At 61.4% G+C, this 16,980-nt stretch carries 10 protein-coding genes and 1 pseudogene; 6 read left to right on the top strand and 5 right to left on the bottom strand.

The genetic code is table 11. The annotated features are described in order from the left end of the window. Positions 1 to 27: 27 nt before the first annotated feature. Together J3U87_RS32120 and J3U87_RS32115 are read left to right on the top strand one after the other, a co-directional pair. Entirely contained in the window at positions 28 to 1,488 is a 1,461-nt protein-coding gene (locus J3U87_RS32120) for a leucyl aminopeptidase (RefSeq protein WP_237379898.1), read from the top strand. A gap of 206 nt (positions 1,489 to 1,694) precedes the next feature. After that, a complete protein-coding gene (locus J3U87_RS32115; protein WP_237379897.1) occupies positions 1,695 to 3,230 on the top strand; it encodes a hypothetical protein in 1,536 nt (511 codons plus the stop codon). Positions 3,231 to 3,324: 94 nt separating this feature from the next. Here the strand turns inward: J3U87_RS32115 and J3U87_RS35460 are convergent. Continuing rightward, positions 3,325 to 3,441: pseudogene (locus J3U87_RS35460) on the bottom strand (GxxExxY protein); the annotation flags it as partial. Between the two features lie 258 nt (positions 3,442 to 3,699). Here J3U87_RS35460 and rlmB point away from each other — a divergent pair. Continuing rightward, positions 3,700 to 4,524 (top strand): 23S rRNA (guanosine(2251)-2'-O)-methyltransferase RlmB, encoded by an 825-nt coding sequence (rlmB, locus tag J3U87_RS32110; RefSeq protein ID WP_237379896.1) that lies wholly within the window; start codon positions 3,700 to 3,702, stop codon positions 4,522 to 4,524. A 608-nt stretch (positions 4,525 to 5,132) separates the two neighbouring features. Here rlmB and J3U87_RS32105 read toward each other — a convergent pair. The 4 genes from J3U87_RS32105 to J3U87_RS32090 form a co-directional block, all read right to left on the bottom strand. After that, positions 5,133 to 6,002, bottom strand: coding sequence for an HvfC/BufC N-terminal domain-containing protein (locus tag J3U87_RS32105; protein WP_237379895.1), 870 nt, complete (start codon positions 6,000 to 6,002; stop codon positions 5,133 to 5,135). After that, positions 6,002 to 6,874, bottom strand: coding sequence for an MNIO family bufferin maturase (bufB, locus tag J3U87_RS32100; protein WP_237379894.1), 873 nt, complete (start codon positions 6,872 to 6,874; stop codon positions 6,002 to 6,004). Before bufB ends, J3U87_RS32105 begins: the two co-directional genes overlap by 1 nt. A 75-nt stretch (positions 6,875 to 6,949) precedes the next feature. Continuing rightward, complete coding sequence (locus J3U87_RS32095) at positions 6,950 to 8,827, bottom strand: ferritin-like protein (protein ID WP_237379893.1); 1,878 nt, start codon at positions 8,825 to 8,827, stop codon at positions 6,950 to 6,952. 338 nt (positions 8,828 to 9,165) lie between these two features. Then, complete coding sequence (locus J3U87_RS32090) at positions 9,166 to 9,513, bottom strand: hypothetical protein (protein WP_237379892.1); 348 nt, start codon at positions 9,511 to 9,513, stop codon at positions 9,166 to 9,168. Between the two features lie 780 nt (positions 9,514 to 10,293). Between J3U87_RS32090 and J3U87_RS32085 the strand changes: the two genes are divergently transcribed. The 3 genes from J3U87_RS32085 (at position 10,294) to J3U87_RS32075 (ending at position 16,928) form a co-directional block, all read left to right on the top strand. Next, complete coding sequence (locus J3U87_RS32085) at positions 10,294 to 10,950, top strand: DUF1281 family ferredoxin-like fold protein (protein ID WP_237379891.1); 657 nt, start codon at positions 10,294 to 10,296, stop codon at positions 10,948 to 10,950. A gap of 1,222 nt (positions 10,951 to 12,172) precedes the next feature. Then, positions 12,173 to 15,283, top strand: coding sequence for a WGR domain-containing protein (locus tag J3U87_RS32080; RefSeq protein ID WP_237379890.1), 3,111 nt, complete (start codon positions 12,173 to 12,175; stop codon positions 15,281 to 15,283). Next, on the top strand, positions 15,273 to 16,928 hold the full coding sequence (locus J3U87_RS32075) for a hypothetical protein (RefSeq protein ID WP_237379889.1): 1,656 nt from the start codon (positions 15,273 to 15,275) through the stop codon (positions 16,926 to 16,928). The genes J3U87_RS32080 and J3U87_RS32075 overlap by 11 nt, the downstream gene beginning before the upstream one ends. The last annotated feature ends 52 nt before the right edge of the window (positions 16,929 to 16,980 follow it).

Genomic DNA, 16,980 nt, shown 5'->3' with positions numbered 1-16,980 from the left:
AACAATCCAATTGGAGAAGGAGCGAAGATGAAGGTTGAGGTTACATCTGCTGACCTGAATACCCTGGAAGGCCGCTGTTTGCTGGTCCTGGCGAAGAAGGACGGTACCTTATTAAATGTACCCGAGTCGGTCCAGGGTCCGCTCGCGGAAATCGTAGCGCCTTTGGTCGAATCCGAAGAGTTCGGTAAATCCTTTGGCGGCAAGTACTACGCCGTCAAACCCGCCGGTCTCGCCGTCGGTCGTGTGTTGTTCTTCAACGTCGGCGAGAAGGCCGAGAAACACAACGATATCCGTCGGGCCACCGCCGCCGGCTGGAAAGCCCTGCGCGGCATGGGCCACACCGAACTGGTGATCAGCCTGGACGGCCTCGACGAGGTGCAGACCACCGCCGCACTGGAAGGCCTGTTCCTGGGCAGTTACCAGTACACCGAATTGAAATCGGAAAAAGACAAGCTTCCCAAGCAACTGGAATCACTGACCGTCCATGTCTCGGACGATTTGGGCGATCGGGTGGATCGCGTGCATGCGCTGTGTCGCGGCACCAACCGCGCCCGCGACCTGGAGCAAATGCCCGCCAACCTGTTGACCCCCACGCGCCTGGCCGATTTGGCCATGGAATGGTCCCAGACGGCCGGCTTCAAGACCACCATCCTCGAAGAGGACGAGATGCGTGACCTGGGCATGGGCTCCCTGCTCTCCGTGTCCCAGGGCAGCGACCAGCCCGGCAAGCTGATCATCATGGATTACCAGCCCGAGAGCGGCTCCGACAAGACCTTCGCGCTGGTCGGCAAGGCCGTGACCTTCGATTCCGGCGGGCTTTCCCTGAAACCCGCCAACAGCATGGCGGAAATGAAGGGCGACATGGGCGGTGGCGCCACCGTGTTCGGCATTATGTCCGTGCTCAAGGATCTGGGTTTCCCGCACCGCGTGGTGGGTCTGGTTCCCTCGGTCGAGAACATGCCCGGCAGTCGCGCCACCCGTCCCAGCGACGTGGTCACTTCGCTGTCCGGCGTCACGATCGAGATCAACAACACCGATGCCGAAGGTCGCCTGATCCTCGCCGATGCCTTGACCTACGCCGGCAATTACAAGCCGGACTACGTGATCGATTTCGCCACCTTGACCGGTGCCTGCCTGGTCGCCCTGGGTCCCAAGGTCTGCGGCGTCATGGGCAACCACCAGCCGCTGATCGACGCGATCCTGGAAGGCGGTCGCGATTCGCACGAACTCTTCTGGGAATTGCCCCTGGTCGAGGAATACAAGGAAATGCTCAAGAGCGATGTGGCCGACATCTCCAACATCAGCAAGAGTCGTTGGGGCGGTACCATTACGGCGGGCCTGTTCCTGCAGCGTTTCGCCGGCGACTACCAATGGGCTCATTGCGACATCGCCTGCAGCATTTTCGAGAAGGGTGACGAAGTTCATCCGGGCGGCGGCACCGGAATCGGTGTTCGTGCCGGTTATCTGGCGCTCACCAAAATGGCATAACCAACCGCGGCGATCATTGCCGGACGAAGCGCGAGCCGGGGGCCTTTTCCGGTTCGCGCCGTCCCGAAGGTGGTTCCGCCTTCGGGAAAACCAAACGCGCGGCTTGCATGGCGGGTCTGTTTGACAAATAATAGAAGCACATGATCGATGCTTCTTGGTTTACGGCGCAAACTTCACGTTCTCACATTTTTTGGGGAGTCTACGCCTTGTCTGTCCTGCCCTCCTTGTTATGTTTGGCGACCCTGGCCTTTTCCTCCGAAGCCGTGTCGCAATCGTACGGTCCCACCCCGACCGGTTCGGTGCCGGTGTGTGCGGCCGAATCGCCGCTACCTCTCGCCGCCCACATGATGATGGCCGGTATGGTGGCTCAGACGGTCGACGACGTCCGTTCCTTACGGGTTCTGACCCCGGGTGGTGAATATTTCAGCGGAGGCCTCATCCAGCTCGACAAGGCGCCGGAGGGCCGCGTGGTGCTGACCGGCACCCGCATGGTCATCCACGGTTTCGGCCATTTTCGAACACTGATCCTGCGCGATGGCGCACGGCTCGAAATCCTTCAGCGCGGCGACGGCATCGTGCCGACCATGACGGCCGACCGCATCGAGATCGGCGCCGGTTGCAGCGTGGCGACCGATCACCTGAAGGCCACCACGGTCCTCGTCGAAGAGGGCGGCTTCATCGAGGGCGGCACCACCCAGAGTGCGTTGCAATGGCCTTTGGGTATCCTCTGGGAGGATCCCGCCATGCCCGGCAGTTATGGTGGCGCCGGGTTGCTCATCGATCAGGACGGTCAACTCATGACCAATCCCACCCACGGATCCTATGCCTTCCCCTACATCGCGGGCGGGGGCCGCAAGGCGCTGCGCATGGAGATCCGGTATCTCACGCTGAACGGGCATCTCTACGCCTCGACCGACGATGACCACGTACCCAGCAACGGCGCCATTTGGTTGACGGTCGAGACCCTCATCGGCACGGGCCTGCTCGACGTCAGCGCCCGTGGGCTTGCCGCGCGCGAGGGACAGGGCGGCGGCCGCATCGCGGTACACTACCACACCTGGAACCAGTGGAGCGGTGCGATGCACGCCTACGGGTCGGGTGTCGCGGTGGCCCCGGCCTCGAACGACGATCCCTTGCCCGAAGAGGATTCGCACAACGTTTTGAACCCCAAGCAGACCCAATACAGCGGTGCCGGCACCATCTTCACCAAGGGTTACCATCAGCGCTTCGGCGATCTGCACATTCACGGTCCGGAGGGCGGCTCGGTCACCAATCCCGGTGAGACCCCGCTCGTTTCGCTTGGCGAGATTCAGATGACCATTGCCGACGAGAACCGCGACGAGGTGCTCGAAGTGGGCGGTGGATTGTCGCCGGGCCTGGCCGGGTTGTTCCTGGTCATCGAATTCGACGGGTACTCCGTCGAGGCGCTCATCGTCGACAACAGCCACGATCGTATTTTGTTGAATCGCAGATTGCCGGCGATTCCCGTCGGGGCCCACCTTCGCGGCAACCTGCGGCTGGACAACCTGTTCCTCAACGGCACCTCGGCCTTGCGCAGCAAGGACCAGTTGGATGTCTACGGTCGTTTGGAGTTCGGCGAACGCGCCAGCAGCCGGACCATCTTGCAGGTGCCGCGCATCAACTTGCCGGAACGGCCGGATCGCGAGAACCGTCGTTCGCCGCTGGATCGCAACGCGGGCATCATCACCGTGGCCCCGCGCGACGAGAGCTCGGGCCAATGAAACCCCAACCCCGGTGCTTTTAACCGGCTTGTCGCGCTAAGGGAATCGTGTCGTAAAAAAATAAGGAAGGCATGAAGGCAGGAAGCCTCAAAGGTCATTGGGTGTGAATGACCCTCTTGATGTTGAGTTTTGCAGTGGCAAAGTTGAGCAGCAGTCCGTGATTCAAACCGGCAGCCTTGAGGTAAGACCTGACTTGGGCAAAATGAACCGGCTCAAGCGCTTGATTTTTCCGGTGAGGTCCTCATGAGCAAGCATGTTCCTGGTTTCCTTAGCAATTTTATGACGTTGCGCAAGGTTTTACCGATGCTCGCTTCATGATCTCATGAAACCGATTCGCGCCATTCAGGTTTTAGCGGCCGGCTCATCGAATCGACATTTCCCGAAATCTCTTGCGCACGAATCGTTCGCTTGCGAGTAAGATGATGTCCACCGCGCGCGCCGCGGTCCATCTTCCGATCAGGCAGGTTCCATGAAGTCTTCACGCGCCAACAAATGGCAAAAATCCCGGCCGTCCCAGCCCGCCAAACCCGTGTTCGGCGGTCCTCGTCGCCAGCCCGGAAAGAACGAGGCCTACATCACCGGTTGGAACGGTGTGCGCGAGTGCTTGGCGTCGCCGCACGTGAAGGTGGTTCAGGCGTGGATCGATCCCCGCAAGCTCAGCCGCGAGGATTACGAGCGCATTCGTCCCTATTCGCGCCAGATCGAGGAATTGAAGGGCAAGGAAACGCCCTACGGCGAATTGAGCCAGGGGATCGGCGCGCTGGTGCGCCTGCCGGAGTGGGACGATCTGGACGACCTGTTGGACGGCCTCGAGGCCAAGGGTGTCGCGCCGCTGTTGGTGGCCCTGGATCAGGTCGAGGACCCCATGAACCTGGGCCAAATCCTGAGAACCTGCGAGGGGGCCGGGGTTCACGGGTTGCTCGTGCCGAAACACCGCGCGATCCACCTCAACCAAACCGTGGCCCAGGTGTCCCAGGGTGCGTTCGCCTGGGTGCCGCTCATCGAAGTGACCAATCTCCGCCACACTTTGGACAGTGCCAAGCAGCGCGGCTTATGGGTGATCGGCACGGCCGCGGGCGAGGGGTCGCGTCCCTGGTATCAGGTGGATTTCCGCGAGAACTCGCTGTTGGTGATGGGCGCCGAGGGCAAGGGCCTGCGCCGCCTCACGGTCGAGAGCTGCGACTTCCTGGTGGAACTGCCCATGGCCGGCCGCTTGGATTCCCTCAACGTGGGCGCCGCGACGGCTGCCGTACTCTACGAAGCCGTACGCCAGCGCCACAGCGCCACTGACTAGGACCGGGCCACCGCGGGATCCCCACCGACTCTCGATGGAACAAACCTGCCCGGAGTTCCCGAATGCCGAAAGATGCGTCGTGCCAGGTAGGTTCATCGGCCCGATGAACTAGCCGAAGTGATCCGTGCCCAGAGTTCCCGAATGCCGAAAGATGCGTCGTGCCAGGTAGGTTCATCGGCCCGATGAACTAGCCGAAGTGATCCGTGTCCAGAGTTCCCGAATGCTTTGACAGTCGGCACCGCAGTAGGTTGGCCGGCCCGGCCGACACTTCGAAGCGATCAAGGCTGCGAAAATACGAAACGCCAAAGAGCGAAGCACCAATCAAAGCAGGGCTTCGGAATGTGCGACCAGCGGTAGCATCTACCTGGCCATACCGACCGTGCCATACCGGCGGTGCCATACCGGCGGTGCCATACCGGCCGTGCCCGACGATGCCGCTCAGGCAGCCGGTACGGCCATGCGGCGTCGCTTCTTTCTCGAAATCGAGCTGGGTTGGCCGGCTGGTGCGTGGCTCTCTTAAACAAATGTGCTCGGAGTCCCCGAATGCCGAGAGAGAGTCGCCGTGCCCGACGACTCTCTTGTAAATGCGGGAAATCCCAAGTGGTTCGCTAAGATGAGTTACCCACTTGAAACCCATTGGCCGTCAGCCGCATCGCGCACAGTCCCCGTGCCTCGGCAGCCCAGAGCCAGGCTGGCTCGATCGGGGGCTTACAACGCGCCAATGCCTGCCTCCACGGAAGTCCCGGCTCTCGTTGGATCAGTTGCAGGAGGGCCCATTGCCCGGCTGAGAGGAGCGTCGTGGTCAGTCGAAATTGGGAACGGCTCAAGGCCACGCCTCGCTCGATTCCCTTCTCGATCTGCGCGTCATCCGCCGGGATCAGGTTCAAGTACTGCAGGACGCGGGGAGGCACCTGCAACAGGCGAAGTGTCGGGTTTGGAACGATCTGACTGTTCCTGGGTGCCGGTCCGGTGCACAACGCGGACCATGCATCGGTGTGCGTGCCGTATGCCGCGTCCATGTCTCCGGCAACCCGCAAGACCTCGGCTCGGACACGCTCGAACTCCGCCAGGGCCACCGCGAACCGCAGGGACACGCGACCGTCCTGTTCATCCCGGCCTTGCCCCTGGGTTTGCTGCAAAAACTTCGGGAAGTTGGCCCCAAACGATGTCAAACTGGGATTTCGCGAGGGATTTCGACGGACATAGGATGTGGCAAAGAAATCGAAAAGTGGATCTCCCATGGCCCTGCGTAGATTGGGGAAATCTTCACGCAATGTTTCCAGCAACCGCAGCAGGTACCCCTTTCGATAGATGGCCAGCCGTTGCGCAGCCTTCAAACCCGGCGAGGGCGTCACCTGCCGCGCCAGCTCGAGCTCGAGAGGGGAACCTCCCTCATCAAATCTCGCTTCGAGTGGGCCAGGGGATAAGAGATAGCGCATCATCGAGTTCTGGATTTCTGCCAGTTGCGCGGGCACCATCAGACGCCTCCTTCCATGCAAAGCGACATCGGTTCGGGGAACCCAGGAGCGCCAACCGGATTCGCCTTGCGAATTTCAGCCAGCAGATCGGCGTATTCCGGGATCGAGGCATCCCATTCCAGCAGCGTCGAAACGGGGCCGGTACGGGCCGTCACCCATCGATACAACGCCCAAACACGTGGGGGAACTGGATGATCGTGGGTATCGACGAGGTGGTCGCCGTTGTGACTGGGGCCGGCGAGATGGATCTGGACCACATGGTCGAGGGCGATTTCGCGCAGGTACACTTCCGGATCGAAGCCCAGGTTGAAGGCCGAGACATAGATGTTGTTGATGTCCAACAACAGGCCGCAGTCGGTCTGGGTGACCAAGGCGTTGAGGAAGGCCCACTCGGGAAGCGTGGACGCTCCGAAGGCCAGGTAGCTGCTGGGGTTCTCCAGAATCAAGGGACGCCCCAAAAAATCCTGCACCGCTTTGATCCGATCGGCGACATGGGCCAAGACCTCTGGGGTGTAGGGGAGGGGCAGGAGGTCGTGGCTGTTGATGCCCGCATAGCCGGTCCAACACAGGTGGTCCGATATCCAGGCGGGTTTCAGCCAGCCGGCCAGGTCCCGCAACGCATGGAGATAGTTCCAGTTCAGCGGGTCGGCCGAACCGATCGAGAGGGACACGCCGTGCATGACCATCGGCACCGAACCACGCAGGCGCTCGAGGACGTGGCGCGCGTACCCGTGATGATCGAGGAAGTTCTCCGAGATGATCTCGAAGAAGTCGATCTGCGGGCCATTTTCGAGGATCGCGGAAAAATGTGCGTGGCGCAGGCCCACGCCCAATCCCAAGTTGGGTAGTCCAAGGGCATTGTTGCGGACCATGGGACGAACTCCTTCACGAAGGGCGAGAGGTGCCGGGAATCGCCCCGGTAAGGGCGAGCCCGGCGATTGACGGAATCAGGTCGAAGGGGGAAGGGCGATGCGCAGGTTGCTTGGTGCCGGTTTGTCGCCCGGCGGCTGCCCCCGATGTTCCATGATCATGGTGAAGGCGTTCCACGCGGTGTCGTAGACGCTGTCTCCCGTTTGAAACGGGAGCGGCCCGACGAGGATCGGGTCGTCTTGGCCGTCGAAGTCATAGACCGACATGGTGCCACTGCTGGGATAGAGCTGGGAGGCGGAAATGGGAACGGCACAGCCGCCAAGCGTGCTGCACTTGTTGTCCGCCGGTGCGCTGTAGGAGGTATCGTCGTCTTGGAAGCGCCGCATCAGGGCTTGGGAAGCACCGCATTGGCCGCCACCCGAACTTGGTTGGACGAAGCCGCAACCACCTTGGGTTTTACATTGGTTGGAACCTCTACAGGAGTGGAAGGTGGCGACTTCGGGGTCGAGGGAACCCCCGTCGAGACTCAAGCCTTGGCAGGCATGCTGGAGATGGCCTGCGTCCGGTGTTGGGATCGTTTGTGTCAGGTCCGGGGCACGCCCGTAGATCGCCCAGCAGATGGAGGTGCGATCGCCCGTGCCCGCCATGGCGGGGAAGGGGAATTGGACCTGGTTGTCCTTCCAGAGCTGGTCCAGCACGGTAGTGACACCGGAAATGGCGCCCACCAGCGCCTGGCTCAGTGTCACATAACCGGTGTCATCACTGGACAACTGGTTGAATGCGGCGGCCATGGCATCGGGGCTCGGGATCAAGCCGGAGGCACCCTGAGCTTCGATCGTGTCGATCACGAAATCTTCGGCACACCAGGTCTTACCGGGCGTCCAGAGTTCCAGATCGCTTACTGTGCAGCCAAGAGAGTTGAATCGCTCGTAATGATCGCTCCCGTCGTTGCTGGTGCGCGCGGTTGCGTCTGCTGAAGGGCACGATAAGGCCCCGCTCGAATCGTAAGACGGGTAATCGGATGCCAAGGCCGTGGGCGAAGCCCGGTACATCGAGAGGACCTGGGTGTCGATGGGCTCGTCGGCGCCCAAGACCGATCCTTCGCCTTGATCGGTGATGGCGGAGATCATGTCCAATGCGCGAGCGAAGTTGCTGGCCACCCCGTCCGGCTTGAAGGCCAGGCTGGCGTTCGGATATTCCATCTGGTGGGTGCCTTCGGTTCCATTGAAAATGTCCCGTTGAATCGCGTTTTCCGAAAAGATTTTCTCGAACAACGTCTCCCCGTCGGTGTAGCTCATGCTCAGGTAGTCCCAGTAACACGCATACATCCAACCGATGGTGCCGAACATGGGCAAGTCGTCGAGTCCGCTCACGCCGTTGAAGGGAACCGTCGGGAAATATTTGGAGGGGTTTATGATTTTTTCCTTCGCCAAGTCGTGGTTTTCCTCGATGGCCAGGAACAACTGCAATTGGTCCTCGTCCAACGGGCCCAATTGAACCTTGATCTGGGCATAGGCGGTGGTGTCGGCGAGGTCGATGATATGGGGGATGACCGTGTTTTGGGGACCGTACACCTTCCAGCCCGCGTTCTGGAAATTGGTGAACACCGGAATGGCACCAATGCCGTTGGCGAGGTTCGCGGCAACCTGCAGGTGGACCATCTCCTCGATGAACACGCTGAATAGAGTGTTGTACGCCTTTTGATTGTCGGTTTGGGGCGAGGCGCTGGGCGCCAAGCCGGGCCATACGCGACCTTGATAGTAGTCGACGCCGTTGCTGTTGATTTCGTGCATGCCTTGGAGGGAATGCATGGCGACCATGTAGAGCGGAATGGTGAATAACTCCACTTCCAGCGCCGCCTGCGCGATGGCGCGGACGACGGCGGTGTCGTTTGGCACGTTTGAGAGATCGCGATTGGTGATGGGGGTCTTCAAGGTACTGAGAAACTTTTTCATGGAGTCCTCCTACGCTCTGGTAGTTTCGCGGTGGACCCTGCCGGAATGCCGACGCCTTTCGATCGGAAGTGGGGAAGCATCGGGTGGTCCGGGTCGCATCGCGAATGACCTGATTGGGTTGGGAAACGAGGTGATTCGGGCAGGCTGGGCATGAATGGAAGGAGTCTCCGCACCACCAGGCGGTGAAACGATCCCCAGTGCCTCGCCCATCGCGGTGTCTACCCTGGCGGGTGAAAACGAGTTGCTGCCAGGACCGCCGTGGACGCTCCGGACTCATCCTACGAAGAATGAGCCCGGAGTCGACGGGTCCATTAGGCCCCGTGTTCGAGGGGAGCGGATTACCTTGAATAGGAGTAGGTCGCCTGAGCGTTGGGACCCGGTGTGATCGATGCGTTGACGGTCGGCCCGGGCATTGGATAAGTGGCGGTCGCTTTATTGGTTTCGCCATCGACGAAGAAGGTGAGGGTCAACGGAATGGTGGTGCCCGCGGGGTTATACACGATTTTTCCGGCGAGATCGACGCCGTTGCCTCCGCCTTTCGCTTCGAAGGTTCCCTTTGAATTGCCGCCGATCGATTCGGGCGGTTTTTGGACCCAAACCGCATCGGAAGGGAAAATTTCGAAACCCGACAAATTGAGGGTATCGCTCATTTCGTTTTCGATGGTGCCGATGATCGAGAATTCCATGTGTCACTCCTTGATGATGCGACCCTGCAAAAGAGCCGCTGATTCAAGCGACTTCCGCGGCCGCTTGTCAAGGGAACCGAGTTTCCTGGAAAAAGAGGCCGGATTTTTTTCGACGACCCCTCCTGATCGGCGTGTGACCTCGGTTTCCACGCTGTCGACGCGGCAAGGGCGACGACCGCACCCTGAGGATTGCGGACGGACTCTGGGCCAAAAGTGCTGCGCACAAGCGAAATGACCTCACAAACCAGCTTGACGGGACTTGGCAAGCGGAATCCGAGACCGTGCCCATCCAGGCGAGTCCACTTGGAAGTTTGGAGATTTCCATATCTGGATGGGAACCGGGATGGTCTGGAGTGGTGTCGAAATGTCGGGTATCTCACACTTGAGGTCGTAAAAATGGTGGCGTAAAGTGGCGTATTCCAGGTCACAGAGATATCTGGCCCAGTTTTATATGTTCCATAAGCGCAGTGGGTTTTCGAGGTTTGGAACCTATCCATGGTCAGGGACTGCGACACCGAGCCCTTGGCCGTGAAAGTGCCGATGCAGGACCCCTTCAATCCGGACCCTTTCTTGTCTCCCCGTTTGCGTGACTTTTCAGGTCCTTGTCCGAAACCGAGCCTTCCTTCACAAAAATCCGCGATGGTCGCGTTCCGCCGCCATGAGTCGCCACGGCTGGGCCTTTAGCCGCCTGCGACGGGTGTGCCCGGCGAAGCGTGGTGCCGTCGTGCCCGACCGTCGGCCCTATTTACGCGTGCCGCGGCTACCTGTAAGGAGAGAACCATGCCCAATTGGGTGACCCACCGATGTACCGTACTTGCGGGGGATTGTCCCTTTCGCGACCAAGGAGAAGCCCTCGATTTCAACCGCATCGTACCCATGCCCGAGGAACTCAAAATCGATGAAATCCTTCCCTACCATCTGGAAGAGCGGGTGGTGAAGGCCGCATCCACCGAAGATCCCGAGGCCGCCATCGAGACCGAAAGCCTCCAGGAGGAAGAGCGGGCCATTGCCTTCCGCCTCCTGGGGAACCTGCGCCGGTTCGGTTATGCCTCTTGGTACTCCTGGTCTTGCGCCCATTGGGGCACGCAGTGGAATGCGTGTGGCACACCCTGCGAAAGGGATTCGGAATCCGTCTTCCATTTCGTCACGGCCTGGGCGACCCCCGAGCCTCTTTTTCAAGCGATCGCGACGAAGTATTCGAACCTGATTGCGATGGTCGAGTACGCCGATCAGATTTTGGGCCAAAGCGTGGGAATCTACCGGCTGGACGAAGGGAACCTGACCCATGAGGATCTAACCGGTACGGTGGAAGGACGGGACCTGGCCTACGAACTCAACCAGGTGACGCCATTTTGGTGCGCGCGCTGTGACGACCGTCGCGAGGCCATCGAAAACGACCCTTGGGCCTGCAACGTGTGCGGCGGGCAACTGGCGTGACACCGGATGTCATGGAGTAACCGCGATGGGATGGGCGTCGGGAACTTCCCTTGGAACAAATCCCTTTGAAGTTGTCGTTTGCCGAGAGATCCGCCCTGCCCGGTAGGTACATCCGCCGGATGTACCTGTCGAAGCGATTCAGCCGAGAAGTTCTCGCCTGCATTGGCGATGGGATGGGCGTCGGGAACTTCCCTTGGAACAAATCCCTTAGAAGTTCCCGTTCGCCGAGAGATTCGTCATGCCCGGTAGGTACATCCGCTGGATGTACCCGTCGAAGCGATTCAGCCGAGAAGCTCTCGCCTGCATCCGCGATGGGAAGGGCGTCGGAAACTTCCCTTGGAACAAATCCCTTAGAAGTTCCCGTTTGCCGAGAGATTCGTCATGCCCGGTAGGTACATCCAGCGGATGTACCTGTCGAAGCGATTCAGCCGAGAAGTTCTCGCCTGCATCCGCGATGGGATGGGCGTCGGGAACTTCCCATGGAACAAATCCCTTAGAAGTTCCCGTTTGCCGAGAGATTCGTCATGCCCGGTAGGTACATCCGCTGGATGTACCCGTCGAAGCGATTCAGCCGAGAAGTTCTCGCCTGCATCCGCGATGGGAAGGGCGTCGGAAACTTCCCATGGAACAAATCCCTTAGAAGTTCCCGTTTGCCGAGAGATTCGCCATGCCCGGTAGGTACATCCGCTGGATGTACCTGTCGAAGCGATTCAGCCGAGAAGTTCTCGCATGTCGCGAGGGTCGGCGAGGCTGTAGGTTGGGCCTGGCCGGTATGGCGGGCTGGTAAGGCCACCGCACCGACCTGGCCTTACCGGCCGCGTACGACGTCCCTCTTCGAATACCGGGTTCCCCGGGCCGGCTCGCTTCGGGTTGTTTTTTCCCCGAAATCGAGCGGGCTTGCCCCTTGGCCGCGCCTCTCTTGAAACGAACCTGCCCGGGGTTCCCGCTTGCCGAGCGATTCCTCGGGCCGTGCCCTACTGGCCTGGTACCTTTGGGATTCCAAACGCCACGGCCCGGCCTGGCTAGGGTCGAAGACATTCGCTTTTCGATGGCTGCCCCGCGTAGGCAGGAACGATTCCAAAAAACCACGAAACGGTTATGTGATTTACACCGAATTCGCCCAAATTCGTGTGTTTTTCGCTTGTTCGGGTTCCATATGCCTGTGCTAGGATGAAGGTCTCTTCGACGACTATCAGATTTTTATCTTGGCTTGGAACGACCCGTGAAGTTAGAACGTCAGGTCATATTGTATTTTCAGAAGGGCTCCTCGGATAAGGTCTACGAGATCGACCTGTGCGAGGTGGGCACCGACCAGTACACCGTCAACTTTCGCTATGGACGGCGTGGCGCCGACCTCCGCGACGGTTCCAAGACACCGCTGCCCGTCGACCGCGACAAGGCCCTCGCCCTCTTCGACAAGCTGGTCGCCGATAAGAAGAAAAAAGGATATGCCGAGGCCGGCGGATCGGACGCGATTCCGGAACCGGAACCCGTCGTCATCGATCAAGACCGTTTGGCCGAACTTGCGCCGCCCGATCGCGTGTTGCTCCAGCAGTTGGTCACCGCGTCGCGCCACCCGCGCCGCGTCCAGCGCGGTCTGGGCAGGCTGTTGTGGCGGGTCGGGGAGCGACGCCTGGACGGTGCGCGCGAGGTCATCGCCGAATCGCTCGGCGCCAAGAAAAACGAGGTGCTGTATGCGGCGATCTGGGCCGCGGGTCGCTGTGGACTGGACGACCTGATCCCTCGGTTGGAGACCGTCGCCGATCAGAAGCGCCGCCCCGATTGGTTGACGGGCATGGCGTGCGAGGTGATTCGCATGCTGCAGCCTCGTGAGGAGCGGGACCGCCAGGCGGCCGCGTTCGAAGCCGATTTGCCACCGACCCACCGCGAAGCCCTGGCGAATCTCGACCAGGTGTCCGGCTGGTTCCAAAAATCCTTTCCCGGCCCCGATTACCGTTCCGCCAGTCTGCTACGGGAGCTGTACATCTGGGATTTGGCGGCTTATCGACCCGCACTGCTGCGCCTCTTGCGCGAATTGCCCGTAGGCCCGCCCTACATGCCGCACTTCCGAAATATTTTCAAGGTATCGCTGCTGCGTGACGACTTCGAGGTGTTCGGCCTGCTGGCCTACCGTTTCGAGGCGGCCAAGGCCATGCACAGTAGTTACGGATACGTGACCCTTGGCTGGGATTACTTCCAGGTAAAAAAGGAAGCCCGCAAGACCCGATCCCGAGTCGGCTTCACCAGCACCACGCGCGAGTACCTGTATCGCCGCTGTTGGCGCGAACTCAAGAAGCAGGCCCGCGACAACCCCGCCGATTTCGTGCGCATGGCCACCGAATACCTGGGCCACTTCACCGACGAAGACGTGCGGCCCGCCAGGGTCTATGCTTACTATGACTATGCGACCGAGCAGGATGTGGTCACCACGAGTTCACCCTATGCCGGCCATTTCTGTTTCAGCCACCTCCTGTTCGCCAATAGCCCGCGTTTCGAGGTTTCCAGCAAAGGCCGCTGGCGGTGCCGGGCCGGCGTCGACCCCGCCGAGCCCCGACCCGAAGGACGGGAGGAGGCCTACCCCGAAATCTGGGATGCCCATCCCCAGGCCTTGATCGACCTGTTGCGGAAATCGGCGAGCGAGGAGGTGCACCACTTCGCCTGCAAGGTGCTTCAACCGCAGCGCACCTTCAGTGCCGTGGTCCCGGAACCCGATTTGGTCGCGCTCTTGGGCACCCCCTACGAAATCACCCAAAACCTGGCCTTGGCCTGGATCGAGGATCGGCTGGTACCGGATCCGTTCCCGATGGTTCTGCTGTCCAGCCTGCTTGCGGCATCCGCGCCGCGAGCCCACGACCTGGCCTGTGGCTTCATCTCCGAACACCACTCCGTCGCGCTCGACAAACCCGATTTGCTGGCTCTGCTGGCCACCCACCCCGAAACGCCGCCCCGCCGCCTGTTGAACGAACTCCTGGTCGCCCAAGTGATTTCCCTGACCCGTCAAGAAGAGCTGGGCCGGGTGTTCCTCGAAGCCGTGTTGGCGCTCGATGGGGATGTCTCGGCGGCCGTGTTGGAAGATCTGCACACGAGTCTCTCGGTGAGTCTTGCCGCCTACCTGCGTTCACTCGACTTGAACTGGATCAAGCGCTTGCTGGATCACCCCGCCGCGCCGGTTCAATGGTTCGCGGGCAAGTTGCTGCTTCAGCACGAGATACCTGCCGGAGACCTTCCGGGCGAGATCTTGGCGGCCTTGTTGCGGGCTGACGATCCGACCGTGCGCGCGACTGGCATCTCGCTGGTAGGGAACCTGCCGGTGGAGACCCTGCTCGAACGTGACGACCTGATCCTGGAGAGTGTACTTTCGCCGCATGCCGCGATCCGTCAGGCGGCCGCGCCGATCATCGAACGGGTGGCGCTGGCCCATGGCGGCTTTGCCCGGCTCATGGCCGCGACCCTGAGCCGGTACCTCCAGATGCCCGAAGAGGGAGAGGCGCAACATGCCGATCTGGCCCACGTCCTGTGTGGCCCCTTGGATCGCGGCCTCGCCGAATTGGACGAGGCCACCCTGTGGCGCCTGGTCAAGAGCCGTTATCGCCACGCGCGCGAGGTGGCGGCCCAGGTCCTGACCCGCCATTGGGACAGCACGCGGCTCAGTGTGCGCGACATGGTGACCCTGGCCCACAACGACACCCTCGCGCTGCGTGAATACGGACGAGCGGCTTTCGCCCGCCATCGCGATCGCGTGTTGGATGAGATGGACGAGGCCGTGCGGCTGCCGGATACCGATTGGGAGGACTGCCGCGAGTTTGCGTTCCGCTTCTTCCGGGAAGAGCTGCCGCCCGAGGCGTTTGCACCGGCGCACCTGGTAGCCTTGTGCGACAGTACCCGACCCGCCGTGCGGGCCTTCGGCCGCGATCTGTTGACCCGTCACTTCCAGGCTGGAGACGGGCGTGCGTTCCTGGTTCGGCTCAGCGAACATCCCTCCGCCGACATGCAGCTTCTCGCGACCAACCTCCTGCTCGAACACGCCCAGGACTCGGCCGAAGAGCTGGACCGGCTCGAGCCGTTCCTGACCACGGTGCTGCTGAGGGTCAACCGCTCGCGCATCGCCAAGACCCGGGTCTTCGCCTTCCTCGCACGTCAGGCCGAGGGCGACAAAGCCCGCGCAGAGCGGGTTCGCGACATCATCGCGCCCATTTCGCAGACGATCGCCGTCGGCGACCGCGACCAGTGCATGTCGATTCTGCTGTCCATCCGCACGCGGTTCCCGCAATTGGATTCACCGCTCGAAGTGCATGCCCCGCCCATTCGGGAGAGGAGGCCACGTGGAGTTTAATTACCGGTACAGTGGGTCCACCAGCGCCCGCAGCAGCGGTGCGGCCACCGACCTTTCGTTCGCGCCCGATACCCTGCGCGAACCCACCTATTTCGGTGGCGAACTCTCGCGATCGATCCCGTTCCGCGAGGCGATGTCCGCGCTTCACGATGTCGTCGTCTCCGACCTGCGTTTTCAACCACGCGACAAGACCGCCTATCTCGCGTGGCGTGAGGCCAAGGATCTCGAGGAAATGGCCGAGCTGACCAGGGGCCGCGGCGACCTCGAACGCCAGATGAAAGAGGTGGGCGGCCGTTTCGAAGCCGCGCGTGCCGAGCGCAACCGCCTGCTGGCGCCCTATTACAAGGCCGAACGACGTTATTTCGATTACCTCTACAAAAAGGACTACGACAAGTGGTTCGTGCTGGACCCCGTGATCACGGTCCATCCGGACGAGATCTTCTTCGAGTGTTTCAGCCAGGACGAAGCCACCTACGGCCGGCTGAGCTGCGGCTACGAGGTCTTTAAAAACATCGACGACTTCGCCTGCGGCACCACCAACATCGATTACTCGGCCAACCTCTACAACGAGTTCCAGAAGATCCGCAATTACAAGACCACGCGGTTCGACGTGGATCCTGGCGGCTTCGAGGTCACGACCGGTCGCGACGAGACCTACCGTGAGGTCAAGATCGACTTGCCCGACAGTTGGGTGCGCGGCTTCCTGCAGGTCAGTTCGGCCATGACCCTGCCCATGATCCGGCTGAACCTGACCCCGATGGACATCCACAACATGTGTTTCCTGTTGCGGCGCCATCGCGAAACCCACGGCCCGCGCAGCATCCGATTTCAGTTGAAGCCGGGCGAGCCCGTACGTGCGGTGTTCGAACCCTGGAACCACGAACTGGTGTGCGCGCGCAGCGAGTACCACGGCCGCGAGGAGACCGAGATTCGCCTGTGGGGGCGGCGCCGCCTGCTGATTCTGGAGCGCCTGATCCCGGTGGCGCGCGGCTTCACCTTCTGCCTGGTCGGGAGCGGCATGCCCTCGTTCGTGATCGCCGACCTGGGCGACATGAGCTTCATTCTGGGCATGTCGGGCTGGACCGCCAACGACTGGTCGCGCGCCGGCAACTTCGATTTGATGGCCCCGCGAGCGGAAGTCGATCACGACACGCAGCGAACGGTGTTCCAGGCCCTGCGCAAGGAGTGGCGAGGCACGGCCGACACGCTTGCCCGCGAGGTGGGCCTGGCCCGCGAGATGGTGTTGGGCTCGCTGAGCGCCTATGCCCAGGCCGGGCGGGTGATCTTCGATTTGGCCAAGAACCTCTATCGCGCGCGGGAACTGAGCCGTGAGCCGTTGCCGATGGAGCGCTTCCGGTTCGCCAACGAGCGCGAGGCCGAGGCCCGCAAACTGATCGAGGCGGGCGGCGTGACCCTGAGTTCGGCGAACCGGGATCCCGAGGGCAACCTGCACCTCGCCGCCGAGGTGGTGGACGGGCGCCACAGCTACCGCACCGAACTGATGATCGACGGCGACCAGGCGCTGCGGCGCGGGTCCTGCCAGTGCAATTTCTTCAGCCAGAACAAACTCTATCGCGGGCCCTGCCCCCACATGTTGGCGACCCGCTTGACCTTTGCCCGAGACCGAGGGGAGGCCCAGCCGTGACACGCATGCAGGTTCGGTTTCCCACCCTTGTCCCCACCCCGCTTTGCGGGTA

This window comes from Sulfidibacter corallicola (assembly GCF_017498545.1).
Classification (GTDB): domain Bacteria; phylum Acidobacteriota; class Holophagae; order Acanthopleuribacterales; family Acanthopleuribacteraceae; genus Sulfidibacter; species Sulfidibacter corallicola.
The sequence above is the reverse complement of the archived record's forward strand: the minus strand, read 5'-3'. Positions and strand labels throughout refer to the sequence as shown.

Bases quoted from the DNA above. Each gene is read 5' to 3' on its own strand.
- J3U87_RS32090 (WP_237379892.1), bottom strand. From the start codon at position 9,513: ATGGAATTCTCGATCATCGGCACCATCGAAAACGAAATGAGCGATACC.
- J3U87_RS32095 (WP_237379893.1), bottom strand. From the start codon at position 8,827: ATGAAAAAGTTTCTCAGTACCTTGAAGACCCCCATCACCAATCGCGAT.
- rlmB (WP_237379896.1), top strand. From the start codon at position 3,700: ATGAAGTCTTCACGCGCCAACAAATGGCAAAAATCCCGGCCGTCCCAG.
- J3U87_RS32105 (WP_237379895.1), bottom strand. From the start codon at position 6,002: ATGGTGCCCGCGCAACTGGCAGAAATCCAGAACTCGATGATGCGCTAT.
- J3U87_RS32120 (WP_237379898.1), top strand. From the start codon at position 28: ATGAAGGTTGAGGTTACATCTGCTGACCTGAATACCCTGGAAGGCCGC.
- bufB (WP_237379894.1), bottom strand. From the start codon at position 6,874: ATGGTCCGCAACAATGCCCTTGGACTACCCAACTTGGGATTGGGCGTG.
- J3U87_RS32085 (WP_237379891.1), top strand. From the start codon at position 10,294: ATGCCCAATTGGGTGACCCACCGATGTACCGTACTTGCGGGGGATTGT.